The organism is Aquimarina rhabdastrellae (genome assembly GCA_947387485.1).
Taxonomy (GTDB): domain Bacteria; phylum Bacteroidota; class Bacteroidia; order Flavobacteriales; family Flavobacteriaceae; genus Aquimarina.
In genome coordinates, this window is the sequence record CANDNT010000001.1 from 206,327 (window position 1) to 223,930 (window position 17,604).

Genomic DNA, 17,604 nt, shown 5'->3' on the forward strand with positions numbered 1-17,604 from the left:
GTATCTTTTTTACTGATATCAGTAGTTTTTTAGGCTTATCATTTTATTATCTCCTTTTGTCATTCTTTTTTTTAGGTGTTCTATAATTAAAAGAGTTTTGAATCATCAAACAGCTAAAAATGAATATACAATGACTTTAGAGATTCAAAATATTTCAAAAAAATACCGCGGAAATTCTTATGCTTTAAAAGACTTTTCTATCACTATAGAAAAAGGAATACTAGGGCTATTAGGACCAAATGGTGCGGGAAAATCAACTTTATTAAAAATGATTGCTACCATTCATAAACCAACTAATGGTATCATCTGTTTAAATAAAAATAATATCCTAAAAGATGCCAATTATATGCGTAAGCAATTAGGGTTCTTACCTCAAGATTTTGGAGTGTATCCAAATTTGAATGCGTATGAGTTTTTAAACTATATGGCTGCTATGAAAGGTATTGGCGGTAGTAATTTAAAACCGAGAATTACGCAATTATTAGAAGGTCTGAATCTAATCCATGCGGCGCACAAACCCTTAGGAAGCTATTCTGGCGGAATGAAACAACGCATAGGTATTGCTCAAGTACTGCTTAACAGTCCTAAGATTGTCATTTTTGATGAACCTACTGTTGGATTAGATCCAGAAGAGCGTGTACGTTTTAGGAATCTTATATCAGACTTAGCAAATGATTGTATCGTGATTCTTTCTTCTCATATCGTTTCTGATATTGATACTATTGCTGATCAAGTAGCCATTATGAAAAACGGAAGTTTAATTTCTTATGGTGATCAAGAACAAATTATACATATAATTAAGGATAAAGTCTTTGAAACTACTATTGAAAAAGATGCTTTATTGGAATTTAAACACCAACATATCGTTGTGAGTACTTCTCAAAAAAACGGAAAGTTATCTGTACGCTATATCACTGATCACCCACAAGAAAGTGCTATCAAAAAAGAAGCTAATCTTGAAGACGCTTACCTATACCTAACCAATACCCATTAATATGAAACCATTTATTGCTATATTAAAATATGATTATTTACAGCGTACTAGAAGTTATGCCTTTTTAATCACACTTTGTCTCAGTCTCGCGATTGCTTATACATTTGTACCAGAACCCAATGCAAGTTATTCTACGATTAGAATTGCTGATTATGTAGGTTATTACAACTCAGCCTGGTTTGGGTATGTCACTGCTATTATGACTAGCATTTTTTTATCCTTAATTGGGTTTTATCTAGTAAATAGTAGCATTGCTACCGATGTAAATTCTAAAATAGGACAGGTTTTTGCCGCTACCCCTATTTCTAATTTTAAGTATCTTTTTTCTAAGGTTCTTAGCAACTTCTTGGTTTTATTAAGTATTGTGTGTGTTGTTATTTTTATGAGTGTCATACTTTTTTTCTTATACAATGATGGATATACTTTTGAACCACTCACTTTTATAAAACCATATTTTATCATTACGCTTCCAGCTTTATTCTTTGTTTCGGTTTTGGCTGTAATTTTTGAAGTCATTTTCAAGAAATATACTGTTATTCAAAATGTAGGGTTCTTTATACTCTTTTCTATGATGATGGTATTTAGTGCTAAAACAGAAACTGATTTTGCCTTAGATCTTTTTGGTAGCAAAATTGTAATTGAACAACTTCAAGAAACGGTTAAGACTATAACTAATACCAGTGATAACATTGATTTAACTATAGGTTATGTCTTAGGTAATGTAAAAAAAGCTAATAAATTTCTTTTTGAAGGTATAGCGTTTCCTACAGTATTTATATTAAGTCGTTTGCTATGGGTATTGTTAGGTATTTCTTTAATTATCATAATTGCTCCACTATTTCATCGTTTTAATGTAAATGATCGTACGCCCGCTAAAAAAGCAGCTACAAACGAAGAAAAACAATTTATATCTAATACTATACAACTAATGAACATGTCTATAGTTAGTACAAATTATAGTATTTTTCCTTTAATCAAAACGGATTTTTTACTCTTATTACGAAAAGGTAAAAAGTGGCTATGGCTCATCAATCTTATCGGAATGATTTTATCATTAGCACTACCATTAACGATTGCACATCAAATGGTATTACCGGTTTTATGGTTCTTGCAGGTACATAGATTATCTGACTTAACTAGTAAAGAAATCACTAATCATATACATTATTTTTCGTTTTCGTCTTATAAACCTCTTAGCAGATTATTAGTATCACAACTCTTGTCGGCTATTGCTTTAATGTTATTATTGGCTTTACCTTTGATCATTAGACTTGGGATTACAACTAATTTTGAAGGCGTAATTTCTATTATTCTAGGTTCCGTTTTTATCGTTAGTCTTACTGCCTTTTTAGGAATTCTCACCAACAGAAAAAAACTATTTGAAATCTTATTCTTTATGATTACTTATGCTAATCTCAATCGTATTCCGTTTGCTGATTATTTTGGAGGCCTTACACATTCAGATTTTTATTTGATCCAGCTAGGGCTGATTAGTATTTTTTTGATAAGTCTAAGCGTTTTAAGACGAAAGCATCAATTGTCTCAATAGTTTTTTTAAACAATATAAAGTTTTCAAGAAATATCTTTGAAAACTTTATATTTGAGGAATTTCATTTTTAAGATTAAACTCAGTTATTTTTTTTCTCATTGATTGATTATCATTAAAATGTCGTGAAATCTCCATTGTTTTATTTATAAAATCATTCTCATCTTTATAAAAATATATTTTTATCGATTTACAATTATTATGCTCAAAAATTTCATTAAGCATTACTCTATCAGATAATCCGCAAGAATGCCCATAAATACAAACTTGGAAATCATTACTATCAAGAAACCTAATCAATTTACGATAGCTTGAATTTTTAAAGTAATGAAATGATTTTATGTATTTAAAGAATCTATTATCATTCATTTCTTCCATTTCCTTATAAACTTTATCCATTTCATCTCCAAAACCGAAAATAATAGGATTATCTAAATCATTAAGTTTTCCATGAATATGATTAATTTCTTTTTTAATTCCTTTTTTTGAAAATGTCATTATTTTTTCAAGAGTATTAGTGTAGTTGAAATTTAAAAAATATCGAATATCTGTTTGAATCTCTTTTACTTCTTTTTCCGGAAAATAAATTTCTTTGCTATTAATATCCTCTTCAAAATTTGCTAGGTGTTTCAAGGCACTTTTTTCTGATAAAACTTCATTATCTATTTCTAAAAGGTATTTTTCTAATTCGTATATCAAAAACTCTAATTCTATATTAAGAATATCTATATCAAGTCTTATTTTCTTATTAAGAATTGCTTTTATTAAATTAAAGTACATACCTTCAATATCAACCCAATTATTAATCGCACTTACTAAAATCTCATTAATTAATCCGCTTCTATAAAAAGATTCTATAATTATTTCATATGTCTTCATGAAATACAGTATTTCTTCTATACTTTTTATAGCTTCTACTTTATCATTATAATTAACATTAGTAAACTTACTCCTTACAACTATTCTAAATAATTTATTTTCAATAAGGCCATCAACTCTTCTACCGTTAAAGTTTGTTATTCCAGATTTTAAAGCTTCTAATAATTCACGTTTTATCAACCATAATAAAAAATCATTATAGGAAGTTTTTAATCCAAAAGACATATCAAATCCATTACCAATAAGTATTAGTTTATTCATATTAAAAACTTTTGAAGATTTTTCTTGAGATAACATAATGTCGTCATATTTGATAATAAATTTATACATAAAAAATATAATTCTTAATACAATTTATCCAACCAATGAATTATATTGAGTAACAGTTGGTAATTTTCTGATGCTTCATCAGCATTCATACCTACTTTTATACGACTTGGGCCAGCTAATTGTCCTGTAAACATTGCTGCTTCTCCAAAAATGACTAACCTTCCTTTTCCATATTTTGTATATGCACCTTGTGATAACTCTCTTGCTGGTATTTTTTTAGTTCGATCATCAAATACCCACATTTGTTTTGGCAAAAATGCTGTATGCTTAGTATTAAAACTTAATATAGATACAGCTTTTTTGGGGATTTTAAATCCTTGTCCTGTAAACGTTCTAATACTAGAAACTTCTTCTAACTTGTTTCTCCCAGACGTAATTACATTATCATTGAGCATTTTATTTTTTGATGTAAAATCAATGATTCCATTATCTTCTCCTTCAAACACAAAACTATCGTAAAACTCAAAGTCAAATTCTTTGGCAAGCATTGCTGCTGCTCCAGCAAATGGCATATGGTCTGCAATTAAAAAAAGAGAACCTCCTTTTTTAACCCATTGTGCTACTACTGCTACTTCTTCTGTTGTAAAGGCACTTTTTGTAGGAATCATGAATGGTGGTCGAGCATTTTGATGTAATGCATTTGAGATAACTAATATAGCTACTTCTTCTAAGTTAGCTTTGGTAAATTTTCCTTCATAATCAACTACATTATATCCATCTTTTTCTAATACTCTTGAGAAAGGTAAAAATCTATTTGTTCTTGTATGGAAATTACGGTGTCCGTTATCTATATGTATAGTTGTTCCTTGTCTTTGTTTATATGTTATGCTTTTAATAATTGGATTGTATAACGTATCCGGAACTTGTTGTGCATTTATACTATGTATTGAGAAAATACACATCATTAAATATATAAAAACAATACTATTAGTTTTCTTCTTCTGAGTTTTATATAACTTCATCTATAAATTTTATTAAATTAGAACATCATCTCTTTATTGCTTAAAGCTAAAACGCTTTATTTTACTGCTTTTGGTAGGATCTTGAGCATCATATATAAATTTCATTTTTGTGTATCCTCTAAACTCTACTGGCTCATCTTCTATTCCGTAATGTCCTATTTCTATTACATTTCCATAAGTATCAAATGTGTATTTATCATAAGCTTTTCCTCTAGACAACATTGGTTTTTTATCTAATCCTACGGTCGTATATCGTATACAATTACCATTCTCATCATAGCTTATACTACCTCCTGCACATGCTAAAAATGATCCTACAGTTGCTTCTTTTTTAGCATTATAAAATTGAAACCCTGTAAGATTTAAATCTTTATCATAAGTAGCTTTATCGATGGCAATACCATTTTTATCATTAAAATCATTAATGAGCGTACCATCCTTATCGATGTGGTTCATTGATTGTAGTATTCCTTTATCAGAGTATTTATATAGAGTAGTCATAAAATGATAGTATGGTCGCATAGGAACATAATTACCACGTGTATCTTTTCTCTTCTCTATAACATCTGTTTGATTAACAGCTTGCCATATATATTCATGAATATTCCAGGTATTGTCTATAGGATCATTATTTTCATCATAGAATTTAGCTCCTATTTTTCTACCATTAACATCGTATGTATATACTTCTTTATATACATTCATCATATTAGTACATCTATTCCCTTTTTTATCATAAAACACTCTTGTTTCTGTGTTCTTCTCATAAGAAATCACCGTTTTTGAATGTATATTTCTAAAACCATCCATCATCCCTGCTCTACGCCTACTTATTTGCTTACCACCATATAAATATGCTACCATAACCAATCTATTATCCTGATTATAGGTGAGTTTATAATGATTTTCTTTTACTGCTCTTTCTTGGGTAATTGGTATTCTTCCTTTTATCTCGGCATACGGACTTTCTCTAAAAACTAGATGTTTATAATATTTAGAATTTTGCTTTTGTGCTATAAGTTGTATGCTTATACAAAACAACATGAGTGTGATAATTCGTTTCATAAAAATAAGATTGATTACAAAACAAATATAACTAAAAGATTAGTTTAAACTAATCTTTTAGTTATAAAAATACCCTGTAGACATAATTCATTTAAAAGCTATTATCATATTCTTTATATAGTTTATCTAAAAACCGTTTTTTATTTTAGATTAAATCCAACTCAAATCATTCTTCATTTATAAAAACACGACAATTATTCATGATTCTTCTATTTAAAACTCAAAATCAAGCACACTATAATAGTATGCTCGATCTTTCACTTTAAGGGTATTGCAGTTCTACTATAAATTTTTATGAAAAAAGTCACTTGTTTTGTTTACTGCTAATGCTACTTCTTCTTCTTGATCATAAAAAGCAAATTGATGCATCGGTGAAGCTAATGCTGTTTCTACCCATACCAATTCTTTATTTTTTGATGGTACTGCTTCAAAATACTTCTTTGTATAATCAGGTAGTACACATCCATTAGAATGTACCATAAACAATGGTTTTTCTAACTTTTGAGCAGATGGAAATGGGTCTAAAGTTAACCAATCTTCCCAGGTTGCCACTGCAAATTGATCGGCACTCCACTGCGGAATTGCACCTCTTTCTGGATTTAAATAATAATCAAACTCCCCGAACATAGCTGCAGTTTCATCTGTAGTTGAAATCGCTTTGATATAGCTAAACTCTCCTGTTTCCGCATATTTCTTTTTAGCTTCTTGGGCAGCAGCTATACGCTTACTTACACCTTCTTCTCCGCCATAGAACAATTTTACTGCTTCTGCATCATGTAACCAAGAAGCTGTTGTTGCTACGGCTTTAATATTATCATCTTCAGATGCAGCCATTAACGTGTACATTGATCCTGCACATACTCCAAAAGCTCCTATATTATTTGAATCTACTTCTGGTACTGTTTTTAAATATGCTACCGCATTTTTAATGTCTTGAATTTTCATTTCTGGGTTTTCCCAAGCTCTAGGTAAACCTTCACTTTCTCCATAATTTCTAAAATCAAATACTAATGTTATAAAACCTTTTTCTGCAAAACGCTCTGCATATAATCCTGCCATCTGCTCTTTTACAGTTGTCCAACTTCCAGAACAAACAATTGCTGGATACTTTTTATTAGGATCATAATTAGATGGTAAAAAAATATTACCTACAATAGTTAATCCTTCACTTTTAAAATTTACTTTTTTCATTTCAACTGCTTTTATTTTGTTTAATAATCCAAATCCTCTAGCTGCAACTATGGGATTAAAGATTTCTACATAGTTTGTAATCTTTCCATCGGCATCAAAATCAAATGTGGAGTAATACGTATTACTATAGACTCCTGCATTATTTTTTAATTTGATATTTCCGGTATATTTCACATATACTTTACTAGGGTCTTCCATCGCATAAATCTCTTCGATAGGGAAAGTCATTCCGTCAAAGTTTGGAAAAACTGGAGTCCAATATGCTTTAATGGCCTCTTTACCTTGTGCTCCTTCAGGAAAAATCCCCGAATGATATGGATTTATATGCTTTGCATCTTTTGCAAATAAACTTACCAAAGCATCCACATTTTCGTTTTCTAAGGCTTTAAAAAAAGCTTTTACTGTCTCTTTATTTTTAGTTGCTATTTCTCTATTCATTTCGTTATTTTTTTGTGATCCCGTACAAGAGACCAAGATGAGTATCACTGCTAATGAGAATATCTTTTTCATATCTGTTTATTTAAATAATTCTGACCAATCTATGTATATGTTATATTCTGCTATACGTCCTTTTCTCATTTTAAAGACATCGCAAAATGGTACTGTAAGCTTTGTATTATCTATCCTAGTATAGGTTACTGTTCCTCTGTGAATCAACGAAGTTGCACTCTCGATAATATCATTTATTTCATGCTTTGTTGATTTAATTCTAGTAAAGAAATCTTCTAATACGTCTTTTATTTGTTCTTTACCTTGAACTATAGCATTGTTTGCAGCTTGAAACCTACAATCCTCTGTTAAGAATTCAATAACCTTATCACTATCTTTTGCATCAAGGTGTGTAGCTAGACTATCTATATGTTTAAATATTCTGCGGGATTCGTGCGGAGCTACCATAACATCTTATTGTTTTGCGTTTTCAATAGCTTTTTGTACTAATGTTGTATTTCCGTCTTGATACTTAAAATTGAACTTCATAGCTGTTACTTGCCATTTATGCTCTTCTTTTTTAAGATCTATATCATAACTTCCTACAACAGTCCATATATTACCTCCTTTATCTTCTAGATAATGTGTTGCTGTTCCATAGCAATATACATGAGCTTTGTCTTGATCTTGCTTAGTAATAAAATTGCCTAATTGGTGATGTGTGTACTTGAATCCCGGTAAAACTGTTTTCCAAGCATCTGTAATCTGTGAAGGTTCAAGCACTGTTGCTGGATTACCGTTCATGGACGAATAATCTAAGGTTACTTTTGAAGCAAATAAATCTTCTACTTCATCCCAATTGCTATTATCTGAGCTGATAAATAGTTTACTAACTGTTTCTTGAATAACTGTTACCTCTTTCATAAAATTCGATTTTTTTTCCTGCGCATAGCATCCTAAAATGCTGCAAATGAATACTAATACTATACCTTTTTTCATAACCTCTTATTTTGATGTTACAAAGGTCTAGCATAAGTTTCTCGAAAAGTTTATGAAATCAAATCAAGAAGTATAAAAATCAAAGATTATTGATTTTTTCTAAAGGAATTTGGCGTTATTCCTGTGTTTTTCTTAAAAAAACTACTGAAGTTATTAGGAGAGTCAAAATGTAAAGCATAAGCTATTTCTTTGATACTTAAATCTGTTTGTAATAATCTAGATTTAGCAAGACGTAATATATGCTTATGGATATGTGCTTTTGCTGTAGTACCTGTAATTTGTTTTACAATAGCATTGAGATAATTAGGATGTACCGATAATTCTAAAGCATAATAACTAGGTGAATGTGCTTTTTTACTATTTATTTTAACATCATAAAAATTGGTTTCTATCAGTGTTTGAAATCTTGATAATAAACTTACATCTGCCTTTCTAAAAGCTGCTGTAGCTTCTTCTTTTTCTGTTTGTGCATTAAAAAATCGCTTAACAAAATTAAGTAAAACTAATACCTGTGCTTCTATAATCTCAAAAGAATCTTCTTTGAGGTCATATTGTTCTTCATATATAGCTTCATAAATAGATAGTAGCTTGGATACTTCTTTTGGTTTTACTTCAAAAGGCATTGATCTATCTATTTTTAAATACGGGAATTCGGTAAGTATTTCTTGAAGGTGTTTGGATTTGGTAATAAATTCTTTACTAAACATCAAATAATAACCTTTCCAATCAGGAACTATATCCCATGAAATAAGTTGAAAAGGAGAATTAAAAAACACTGTTGCCCCTTCTGGAAAATTGGTGTGATGACCAGAAATCGCTTTTCCTGATCCTTCAATCTTAATCGCTATTGCATAAAATTCATGTTTAAACGGAGGCATTTTTGAAATAACCGTTGACATGTTTTCTTCAAATGTACGTATATCAAAGTATGGTTGTTTAGGAGGTGCTATCCTTATTGCCTGACAATAATCTTTGATCATTTTGAAGTGTTGCATAAGACAAAGCTATGCTTTTTTGATTGTATCATCAAAAACTTATCTTCGCGCCATGTGGATGTATTTAGGTTTATTGGCTGCTTTATTTTTAGGATTACATAATTTATGTAAAAAGCATGCCGTACGTGGTAATGAAGTTTTTCCTGTATTGTTAGGAACTATAGGTAGTGGTTTTTTATTGTTAGTGCCTTTATTTATAGGCTCTGCTTTTTTTCCTGAATCACTACATTCTATCAATCTATATATTACAGAAATTCCTTGGCAACTACATGGGTTTATTTTTATCAAATCCCTGATTATGGCTTCTTCTTGGGTGTTGGCTTATCAAGCTTTAAAACACTTACCTATTACTATAGTAACTCCGATTCGTTCGGCTGGACCGTTTTTTACTTTTATAGGAGCTATCTTAATTTATCAAGAACAACCCACTTTATTACAATGGATTGGATTCTTCTTGATTATTTTTTCGGTGCTACTCTATTCAAGGATCGGGAAAAAAGAAGGGATACATTTTAAACGTAACAAATGGATCTTTGCCATTATAGGTGCTACTTTTCTTGGCGCTTCAAGTGGATTATATGATAAGTTTTTAATTCAACGACTAGATTTAACTCCACAAACATTACAATTTTGGTTTTGTTTTTATACCACTTTAGTTTTAGGGATTATTGTTGCTATCATTTGGTTACCTAATCCCGAGAAACGAAAAGCATTTACATTTAGATGGAGTATTCCTGCTGTGGGAGTATTATTACAAACTGCGGATTACTTCTATTTTAAAGCCTTACAAGATCCTGAAGCTTTGATCATGTTATTATCTGCAATCAAGAGAAGTCAGATTCTCATTGCTGTAGTTATAGGAGGGCTTATTTTTAAAGAACAAAACAAACGGCAAAAACTTATTCCTCTAACCGGAATTATGATTGGTGTAGGTTTAATTTTGTATACTTAAAAGGCAGTATCATTTCTAATCAAAGAAATAAAAACATATGGCTATAACTGATAAAAAAAGATTAACTATAGGCGTTTTGGCTCATGTAGATGCCGGTAAAACAACCTTGACAGAAGGAATGTTACATACTGCTGGTGCTACACGACAACGTGGTAGTGTTGATAAAGGTTCTGCTATTACTGATGGCTTAGCTATGGAAAAAGAACGCGGAATTTCTATTAAAACAGCTACAGTTGATTTTGAATGGAATGATGCACTTATCACCTTAGTTGATACTCCTGGGCATATCGATTTTGTTGCAGAGGTTGATCGTGCACTTTCTGTTTTAGATATGGTTATCCTAGTCGTTTCTGCTGTAGAAGGTGTACAAGCTAATACACTCAATTTGTGGGAGTCTTTACAAGATCGTAAAATTCCTGTTTTGGTTTTTATGAATAAAATTGATCGATCAGGTGCAGATATCGAACAAGTTTTTAATGATTTAGAACTGGATCTAAAGGCTAATTTCTTTCCTTTAAATCATGCTGATATAAGTAATCCTGATCAACCTACTTTAATTCCTTTTACAGATTTTACACCTCACCTAGCTCATCCTATTATTCAAAAAGGTCTAGAAAACTTAGCTGAATGTGATGAGGTTTTTCTTGAAGCTTTTTTAGATGATACATTACCCGAACTTGCTATTATCAAAGAAAAAGCTTGTGCTCAAATACAGCAACAATATTTAATTCCTTTACTTTTTGGTAGTGGAAAATTAAATTTAGGAATTACAACTTTACTGGATACGATTACTGCATTGTTTACTCCAAAAACACTAGATAGCACTACTCCATCTGCCAAAGTTTTTAAAGTTGCTTATGATGCTCGTTATGGTAGACTAGCTTATATTAAATCGTATGGAAGTCTTTTAAAGAATAAAGATAGTATTTGGTCACAACAGCTTCAAAAAGATATTAAAATCAATCAAATACTTAAACGTAAACTTGGTAGTTATGAAGCTATTGGTGAATTACATCATGGTGAAATAGGTGTAATTACTACTTCTGATGTTATTCTGGCAGGTGATGTTTTAGGTCAGACTACTTTTGAAAGTAAATATCCTAATATTGCACAACCTGTCTTAAGTGTTCAGGCTGTAGCAGATAATGACAAAGATTATCAAAAACTAGGAGAAGCTTTAGAACTACTTCATATAGAAGATCCTCAATTGGACTTTAAATGGTATAAAGACGATCACGAGTTTCATTTGCGAATTTTAGGACCAATACAAACCGAAGTATTAAAGGATAGTTTATTACAGCGTTTTAATATAGCAGCTCACTTTTTAACTCCAAAAGTAATCTATAAAGAAACTCCTAAACAAGCGGCAGAAGGTTTTGTACGTTATTGGATGCCTAAACCTTGTTGGGCGATTATGACTTTTTTGATCGAACCTGGAGAGAAAGGTAGTGGTATACAATTTGAATCCAAAGTAAGAACTTCTGATATCTCTATTAAATATCAAAATGAAGTAAAACGCGCTATTCCGTGGTCATTACGTCAAGGTATTAAAGGTTGGGAAGTTACTGATATCAAAATCACCTTAATTGAAGGATCAGAACATACCGTACATTCTAATCCTGGGGATTTTCTATTGGCCACTCCTATGGGTATTTTACGAGGACTCTCTAATGCAGATACTGATTTACTGGAACCTATGTATGCATTTGAAATTAAAGCTCATCAAGATACTTTGGGCGCTATTTCTAGCGACTTAACACAAATGAATGCCCAACCTGAAGCTCCTGATTTTAATGGTAATATTTTTACGCTTAAAGGTAGAGTTCCTGTTGCTCAAGCAATGGATTATGGAATTAAATTTTCTGCTACAACTTCTGGAAAAGGTCGTTTAAAATTAATTTTGGACGGTTATGAAAAAACCACAACTAGTGACGAAAAAATACGAGATTATAAAGGTGTTTCACCGCTAGATGAGTCACAATGGATTTTGCATAATCGTGGTGCTTTTAAAGCAGATGATCGTAGAAATTGGTAAAATCTTTCTTATTATGTTATGTAATTATTTCTAAATAAGGATTCTATTCTCCTTAAATATTATAATACTTTTTATGATATTTGTATTTATACAAGTATCTTATGAATAAACTACCTTTTAATGCCTCTTGGCTGCTATTATTAATACCTATAGGGTTTCTTGTCTTTGTTATAGGTCCCGAAATTCAACAAACTTATGATGTTTATCATCAGAAAGAAATTACTCATCAAGCAAACGTTCAAAAGTTAAATAGCTTAAAAAAGAGACTAACCTCACTTACTACAAGCGAACGAAATAAGTATGTAAACTTACAAAGTACCGTTAATATTACTAAATTAAAATTAGCCAAAGAGCGCTATAATTATTATAAATTTGGTGGTATGTTCATTATTTTGATTTTAATGTTTATAGGCATGTTTGGTTCTAGTTATTGGGTTAAACGAAAGAAAAAGTCTTCAAACAATAAAGAAATCATTTTTAATTATGCTGATCCGCGTACAGACCCAATTGGTCAAAACATCTCTTGGGAAGCAACAGAAGGTTCTGGTAGCAATTTTATGAGTGAATACTTAAAGAAAACAAGAGTAGGTTATAAAATTTCTTCTAGTAATTATGTAAAAGTATGTGCATGGGCTTTCTTTTTAGTAGGATTAAATCAAGTTGTTTGGTCTTATGTAGAATATTATCAGCTAAATAGTAACTCGTTAGGTTTTATGAAAGCTGGAAAAATGTTCTTTACCTCTGGAGGAGTTTTTATCATAGTAGGAGCATTTTTATTAGTATTATTCACTGGAATGAAAGCTTTTATACATGTTAGAAAACGAAAAATTATTGTAGGAGGTCAAGCATTAAACTTTAATCAACTATATGCGCTACAAGTTTTAGAAAAGTTTATTTCAGGTAGCTCTTCCTCTGGTGGTTATTTTTGCTATGAATTAAACTTAGTCACTAATCAAGGAGATCGTTATAACTTACTAAGTCATGGAGATAAAATGTTTTTATTAAGTGATATGGCAAAACTTAGCAAAATTTTAAACTTACCTGTATGGAATAATGGTGTAGTATAATCGTATTAAACCATTTATAATTTTAAAAACCTGTTAGAGAAAATCTCTAACAGGTTTTTTAGCAATAATTTTTCTTTTCTATCAATTACGAATTCTTTTCCCAAGCATACTTAGCAAATGGTGCATCTACAGGCGTCTCTGCCACATGATTTGTATAATTACTAATCACCTTTTGTGATAAGCCTAATATAATTTCAAGCAAATTACGTTTAGTAAATCCTGCTTCATAAAACACTTTTGCTTCATCATCAGTAATATATCCTCTATTTCTAGTCAATTGAAGTGTTGTTTCGTGTAAAACTTGTAATCTTTGACTTGGCAATGGATTTTGGTTTCTCAAAGCATCAGTAATTTCAGGATTAACTTTCATCATATGCGCTATATAGGTATGTGCGGGCACGCAATAATGACAACCATGTTCTACATTGATAGTTTGCCAAACTACAGTTAATTCTTCTTCGTTAAAAGAAGTATCCATAAACAATTGATGCATTACTTGATATGCTTTAAGAACTTCTGGTGCTTCAGCTAAAACTCCATGTAATCCTGGAATCATTCCAAAAGCCTTAACCGAATTTTCTAACAAGGGTTTACTCGCTTCGGGTGCTGTTTCAATAGTATGAATATCAAAACTTGTCTTAGTTTCTGTGGTGTTACTCATTTTCTTTTTCTTTATGATTAAATTATTTATTTTCTAAGCAAACGCTTAGTTATTGATTAAAAAATATATTACAGATTATCAAAAATAGTTTCGATATAATTAGTCAACATTTCTCTATCAAATATTTTACTTACTAATGATAAACCTACCATTGATACTACTAAATGATCTGCTTGTTTAGCTAATACAGTAGTATCTTTAGTTTTATCTTTACTTAATTTTACTAGAAATGATTTTTTAAGTTTATCAATAAAACTATATATTTCACTTAATATAACCTCATCACCATTCATTCCTAACTCATTAACTGTATTGGCTAGTAAACAGCCTTTGGGCATATTATTGTCTGTAGAAAACTTCAAAAAATCATAAAAGTAGTTCTTAATCCCCTCTACTCCATTATCAGAATTATCTAATATTGTAGTAATTTCTTTTATCTTTTTTTTATAAAGCTTAATACTTTCTACAAATACTCCTTGTTTACTCCCAAAGCTTGAATAAATAGAAAACTGATTGATTCCCATTTCTTTTTCAAGCATACGAGTCGATGTATTTTCATAGCCATTACGCCAGAATAAATGCATTGCTTTTTCTAGTACTTCTTGTTCGTTATATGCTTTTTTTCTGGCCATTTTAAAAGTCTCTTACAAAACTAATCAATTGCTTAGATATAAAATAAACTTTAAGTTTTTTTTATCATTATAGGTTTAACACAACATTTTTAATTGTGCTTTTATTCTTTTTTCTTCTCTTTTTGTTTGGGAGTTTCTTTAGTGTATATATCACCTAAATACACCAATTTTGTATTCTTATCTTGAATAATTCCATTTTTTTCTACATCTGGAATTGTATCTAATCTACCATTGCCGTTTTTTACAAATAAAGGAATCGTATTAGGTGCTTTATCGATTGTCGCTAATAATTGCTCATAATTATCTTTAATATCAATCTCATGTATCACAGGACTCTTTCTTGCTACTTCATCTAGGGATACAAAGTCATTGGTTTTAGAAAAAATCTCTTCGCTACTTTCTATATTATTATGTGCAATTTCTCCTTTGGTAATTACCCTAAAAGCACCATTCTCTCCAAATTGCCTTCTAAATTTTTCTATCGCATATTTATTGATTTCTGAATTTCCTGTAAGCGCCATCAAATACCCTATGTTACTAAATTCTATATCATCTTCTAGTTCTTCAGAATAGATATCCATATTAAAGGCTTCTAATCCTAATGCTTTTGCCTTATCAATATTCTCTTTATTGGTATCTATCAATACTACTTGCCTATCATTTTTAAAGAGATACATCGCTATAGTTCTTGAAAATTTTGAAGCTCCTATAATTAAAATTCCGTTAGATTTTTTCAAAAACACTCTTGTTAATTTCGCAACAAAACGCGCTGTAGTAGCGTTCAACAGTACAGTTCCTAAAACGATCATAAAAACCAAAGGCGTAATATACTCTGCTCCCGCTACATTGTGCTTGGCAAGTTTTAATCCAAATAATGAAGCTATACCCGCAGCTACAATTCCGCGTGGTCCTACCCAACTTACAAATAATTTTTCTCTAAACTTTAATGGTGAGTTCATCGTACTTAACAGCACTCCTAGAGGTCTTACTATTAAAATTACTATTGCAAATAATAAAGCTGTATTCCAATTATAAATAAGTAAAAGATCTTTCATATTTATATTGGCAGACAACAGAATAAATAAGATCGAGATCAATAATACACTCAAGGATTCTTTAAAATATAAGAGTTCTTTTAGATGTGGAGAATTAGAATTCCCTAACACCATTCCCATTACTACTACAGATAATAACCCTGATTCGTGTGCAAAAGCATCTGATAATACAAAAACTCCTAAAACAGCCGCAAGTGCTACTACATTTAACAAGTAATGTGGAATCAGTTTTTTTCGCATAGCGAAACCTAATCCATGTGCAAAAGAAAACCCAAAAGTAGTACCAAATAATATTATTTTACCAAATTCTATAAAAGCAGTTTTGGTATACTCTCCACCGCCTCCAGCACTTATAAATTCAAAAACTAATACGGCTACCAAAGCTCCTATAGGATCAATCAATATTCCTTCCCATTTTAAGATCGCAGAAATATCTTTTTTTAACGGAATATTACGCAAAATTGGAGCTATTACTGTTGGTCCTGTAACGATAATCAGTCCTGAAAAAAGGAAAGAGATATTCCAGTTTAACTCAAAGATATATCGTACCGCTATTGCAGCTCCAAAAAAAGTAATTGCAGAACCTAGTGTAATAAGTTTAGTAATCACAGGCCCTACATTTTTTATCTCACTCATTTTAAGCGTTAATCCTCCTTCAAAAAGAATAATACTTATGGCTAAGGAAACAAAATAAAACAAGCTTTCTCCAGGAAAAAGTCCATTTTGACCATTCCATATAGGTTCTATCCATTTATTTCCATCATCACTTAAAAATTCAGCTGCTATAGGCCCCACTAATAGTCCTATCAAAATTAAAGGTAAAATGGCTGGAATTTTAAATTTCCAAGCTACCCATTGCGCTAAAATTCCTAAAATAATAATTCCTGCTAGTTCTAACATATATTTCCTTTTGTAGTAAAAATAACAATTATAGTTAAATATCCTTTATACCAAAAATTACTACGGATAAGTTATCATATTTCTTTGGTAAAAAACAAGAATATATTTAAATAAATCATTCTATCATATATTTGTAATATGAACACAAATGTTATGCCTTACCATCTTTTAAAACAAAATATAGCCAAGCATATTAATTTTTCTGATAAAGAATTTGAATTATATGCTAAGCACTTTTATTTGAATTCTTTTAAAAAGAAAGAATATATTTTAAAACAAGGTAATATTTGTTCTTTTGAAGGTTTTGTAACCAAAGGTTGTTTTAGAGTCTATACTCTTGATGTTGATGGTAATGAACATGTATTGTATTTTGCTGTTAAAGATTGGTGGATTACCGATATTGATAGTTTTACCAATCAAATCCCTTCGTATTTATCTATTCAAGCATTAGAGGATAGCGAAGTGCTTTTAATTAATAAAGAAGATAAAGAACGTTTATACAAAGAATTACCTAATGTCGAAAAACTATTTAGGGTAATGACTCAAAAAACACATGTATCGATGCAGCGACGTATGATACAGAACCATAGTTTAACAGCAGATCAACGGTATCAATATTTTTTATCAAAATATCCAGAAATAGCTCAAAAACTTACAAATCTTCAATTAGCTTCTTATTTGGGTATTTCTCACGAGTTTTTGAGTAAAATCAGAAGAAAGATCATGCAAAAGAAATAATTCTTTATTTTATTGAACTAGTTCAATTTTTTTTTACACTCGATAAGGGACTTTTGTATTAGAAATGTGTGGGACTTAATTAAAACTGATTAAGATAGCGGTTTTTTTATGATATTATTATTACCCCAATAATCTCTTCCTACCTTTTTTATTTTTCTATACAAATCCCCATAA

General features: G+C 30.4%; 16 protein-coding genes. 6 read left to right on the forward strand and 10 right to left on the reverse strand.

Going from position 1 to position 17,604, the window contains the following annotated elements:
- The first annotated feature begins 130 nt into the window (after window positions 1-130).
- Together ACYEKI_RS00915 and ACYEKI_RS00920 are read left to right on the forward strand one after the other, a co-directional pair.
- Window positions 131-994: an ABC transporter ATP-binding protein gene (locus ACYEKI_RS00915; protein ID WP_459209265.1), complete on the forward strand. Its 864-nt coding sequence runs from the start codon at window positions 131-133 to the stop codon at window positions 992-994.
- A gap of 1 nt (window position 995) precedes the next feature.
- Window positions 996-2,543 carry an ABC transporter permease gene (locus ACYEKI_RS00920; protein ID WP_459209266.1) on the forward strand — a complete coding sequence of 516 codons (1,548 nt, stop codon included), beginning with the start codon at window positions 996-998 and terminating at the stop codon, window positions 2,541-2,543.
- A gap of 45 nt (window positions 2,544-2,588) precedes the next feature.
- Here ACYEKI_RS00920 and ACYEKI_RS00925 read toward each other — a convergent pair whose 3' ends face one another.
- From ACYEKI_RS00925 to ACYEKI_RS00955, 7 genes are all read right to left on the reverse strand, one after another.
- Window positions 2,589-3,680: an AbiH family protein gene (locus tag ACYEKI_RS00925; RefSeq protein ID WP_459209267.1), complete on the reverse strand. Its 1,092-nt coding sequence runs from the start codon at window positions 3,678-3,680 to the stop codon at window positions 2,589-2,591.
- 83 nt (window positions 3,681-3,763) lie between these two features.
- Entirely contained in the window at window positions 3,764-4,711 is a 948-nt protein-coding gene (locus ACYEKI_RS00930) for a hypothetical protein (protein ID WP_459209268.1), read from the reverse strand.
- Window positions 4,712-4,744: 33 nt separating this feature from the next.
- Window positions 4,745-5,776 (reverse strand): hypothetical protein, encoded by a 1,032-nt coding sequence (locus ACYEKI_RS00935; protein WP_459209269.1) that lies wholly within the window; start codon window positions 5,774-5,776, stop codon window positions 4,745-4,747.
- A gap of 282 nt (window positions 5,777-6,058) precedes the next feature.
- Window positions 6,059-7,477, reverse strand: coding sequence for a nuclear transport factor 2 family protein (locus tag ACYEKI_RS00940; RefSeq protein ID WP_459209270.1), 1,419 nt, complete (start codon window positions 7,475-7,477; stop codon window positions 6,059-6,061).
- A 6-nt stretch (window positions 7,478-7,483) separates the two neighbouring features.
- Window positions 7,484-7,864, reverse strand: a complete 381-nt coding sequence (locus tag ACYEKI_RS00945) for a nuclear transport factor 2 family protein (RefSeq protein WP_459209271.1) — start codon at window positions 7,862-7,864, stop codon at window positions 7,484-7,486.
- Window positions 7,865-7,870: 6 nt separating this feature from the next.
- On the reverse strand, window positions 7,871-8,395 hold the full coding sequence (locus tag ACYEKI_RS00950; protein ID WP_459209272.1) for a nuclear transport factor 2 family protein: 525 nt from the start codon (window positions 8,393-8,395) through the stop codon (window positions 7,871-7,873).
- 86 nt (window positions 8,396-8,481) lie between these two features.
- Window positions 8,482-9,390, reverse strand: coding sequence for a helix-turn-helix domain-containing protein (locus ACYEKI_RS00955; protein WP_459209273.1), 909 nt, complete (start codon window positions 9,388-9,390; stop codon window positions 8,482-8,484).
- 52 nt (window positions 9,391-9,442) lie between these two features.
- Here ACYEKI_RS00955 and ACYEKI_RS00960 point away from each other — a divergent pair, with 52 nt between their 5' ends.
- From ACYEKI_RS00960 to ACYEKI_RS00970, 3 genes are all read left to right on the forward strand, one after another.
- Window positions 9,443-10,342: an EamA family transporter gene (locus ACYEKI_RS00960; RefSeq protein ID WP_459209980.1), complete on the forward strand. Its 900-nt coding sequence runs from the start codon at window positions 9,443-9,445 to the stop codon at window positions 10,340-10,342.
- Window positions 10,343-10,379: 37 nt separating this feature from the next.
- Entirely contained in the window at window positions 10,380-12,377 is a 1,998-nt protein-coding gene (locus tag ACYEKI_RS00965; protein WP_459209274.1) for a GTP-binding protein, read from the forward strand.
- A gap of 101 nt (window positions 12,378-12,478) precedes the next feature.
- A complete protein-coding gene (locus ACYEKI_RS00970) occupies window positions 12,479-13,444 on the forward strand; it encodes a hypothetical protein (RefSeq protein ID WP_459209275.1) in 966 nt (321 codons plus the stop codon).
- An 85-nt stretch (window positions 13,445-13,529) separates the two neighbouring features.
- Here the strand turns inward: ACYEKI_RS00970 and ACYEKI_RS00975 are convergent, their stop codons facing one another.
- From ACYEKI_RS00975 to ACYEKI_RS00985, 3 genes are all read right to left on the reverse strand, one after another.
- Window positions 13,530-14,105, reverse strand: a complete 576-nt coding sequence (locus tag ACYEKI_RS00975) for a carboxymuconolactone decarboxylase family protein (RefSeq protein WP_459209276.1) — start codon at window positions 14,103-14,105, stop codon at window positions 13,530-13,532.
- 68 nt (window positions 14,106-14,173) lie between these two features.
- Window positions 14,174-14,737, reverse strand: coding sequence for a TetR/AcrR family transcriptional regulator (locus ACYEKI_RS00980; protein WP_459209277.1), 564 nt, complete (start codon window positions 14,735-14,737; stop codon window positions 14,174-14,176).
- A 101-nt stretch (window positions 14,738-14,838) separates the two neighbouring features.
- Window positions 14,839-16,692: a cation:proton antiporter gene (locus ACYEKI_RS00985; protein ID WP_459209278.1), complete on the reverse strand. Its 1,854-nt coding sequence runs from the start codon at window positions 16,690-16,692 to the stop codon at window positions 14,839-14,841.
- Window positions 16,693-16,830: 138 nt separating this feature from the next.
- Between ACYEKI_RS00985 and ACYEKI_RS00990 the strand changes: the two genes are divergently transcribed.
- The gene (locus ACYEKI_RS00990; RefSeq protein ID WP_459209279.1) at window positions 16,831-17,430 is read left to right on the forward strand and encodes a Crp/Fnr family transcriptional regulator; all 600 of its coding nucleotides are present in this window, start codon (window positions 16,831-16,833) and stop codon (window positions 17,428-17,430) included.
- Window positions 17,431-17,604: the final 174 nt, after the last annotated feature.

Excerpts from the sequence above, each read along its gene's own strand:
- ACYEKI_RS00915 (WP_459209265.1), top strand. The coding sequence starts at position 131 with ATGACTTTAGAGATTCAAAATATTTCAAAAAAATACCGCGGAAATTCT.
- ACYEKI_RS00920 (WP_459209266.1), top strand. The coding sequence starts at position 996 with ATGAAACCATTTATTGCTATATTAAAATATGATTATTTACAGCGTACT.
- ACYEKI_RS00925 (WP_459209267.1), bottom strand. The coding sequence starts at position 3,680 with ATGAATAAACTAATACTTATTGGTAATGGATTTGATATGTCTTTTGGA.
- ACYEKI_RS00930 (WP_459209268.1), bottom strand. The coding sequence starts at position 4,711 with ATGAAGTTATATAAAACTCAGAAGAAGAAAACTAATAGTATTGTTTTT.
- ACYEKI_RS00935 (WP_459209269.1), bottom strand. The coding sequence starts at position 5,776 with ATGAAACGAATTATCACACTCATGTTGTTTTGTATAAGCATACAACTT.
- ACYEKI_RS00940 (WP_459209270.1), bottom strand. The coding sequence starts at position 7,477 with ATGAAAAAGATATTCTCATTAGCAGTGATACTCATCTTGGTCTCTTGT.
- ACYEKI_RS00945 (WP_459209271.1), bottom strand. The coding sequence starts at position 7,864 with ATGGTAGCTCCGCACGAATCCCGCAGAATATTTAAACATATAGATAGT.
- ACYEKI_RS00950 (WP_459209272.1), bottom strand. The coding sequence starts at position 8,395 with ATGAAAAAAGGTATAGTATTAGTATTCATTTGCAGCATTTTAGGATGC.
- ACYEKI_RS00955 (WP_459209273.1), bottom strand. The coding sequence starts at position 9,390 with ATGCAACACTTCAAAATGATCAAAGATTATTGTCAGGCAATAAGGATA.
- ACYEKI_RS00960 (WP_459209980.1), top strand. The coding sequence starts at position 9,443 with ATGTGGATGTATTTAGGTTTATTGGCTGCTTTATTTTTAGGATTACAT.
- ACYEKI_RS00965 (WP_459209274.1), top strand. The coding sequence starts at position 10,380 with ATGGCTATAACTGATAAAAAAAGATTAACTATAGGCGTTTTGGCTCAT.
- ACYEKI_RS00970 (WP_459209275.1), top strand. The coding sequence starts at position 12,479 with ATGAATAAACTACCTTTTAATGCCTCTTGGCTGCTATTATTAATACCT.
- ACYEKI_RS00975 (WP_459209276.1), bottom strand. The coding sequence starts at position 14,105 with ATGAGTAACACCACAGAAACTAAGACAAGTTTTGATATTCATACTATT.
- ACYEKI_RS00980 (WP_459209277.1), bottom strand. The coding sequence starts at position 14,737 with ATGGCCAGAAAAAAAGCATATAACGAACAAGAAGTACTAGAAAAAGCA.
- ACYEKI_RS00985 (WP_459209278.1), bottom strand. The coding sequence starts at position 16,692 with ATGTTAGAACTAGCAGGAATTATTATTTTAGGAATTTTAGCGCAATGG.
- ACYEKI_RS00990 (WP_459209279.1), top strand. The coding sequence starts at position 16,831 with ATGAACACAAATGTTATGCCTTACCATCTTTTAAAACAAAATATAGCC.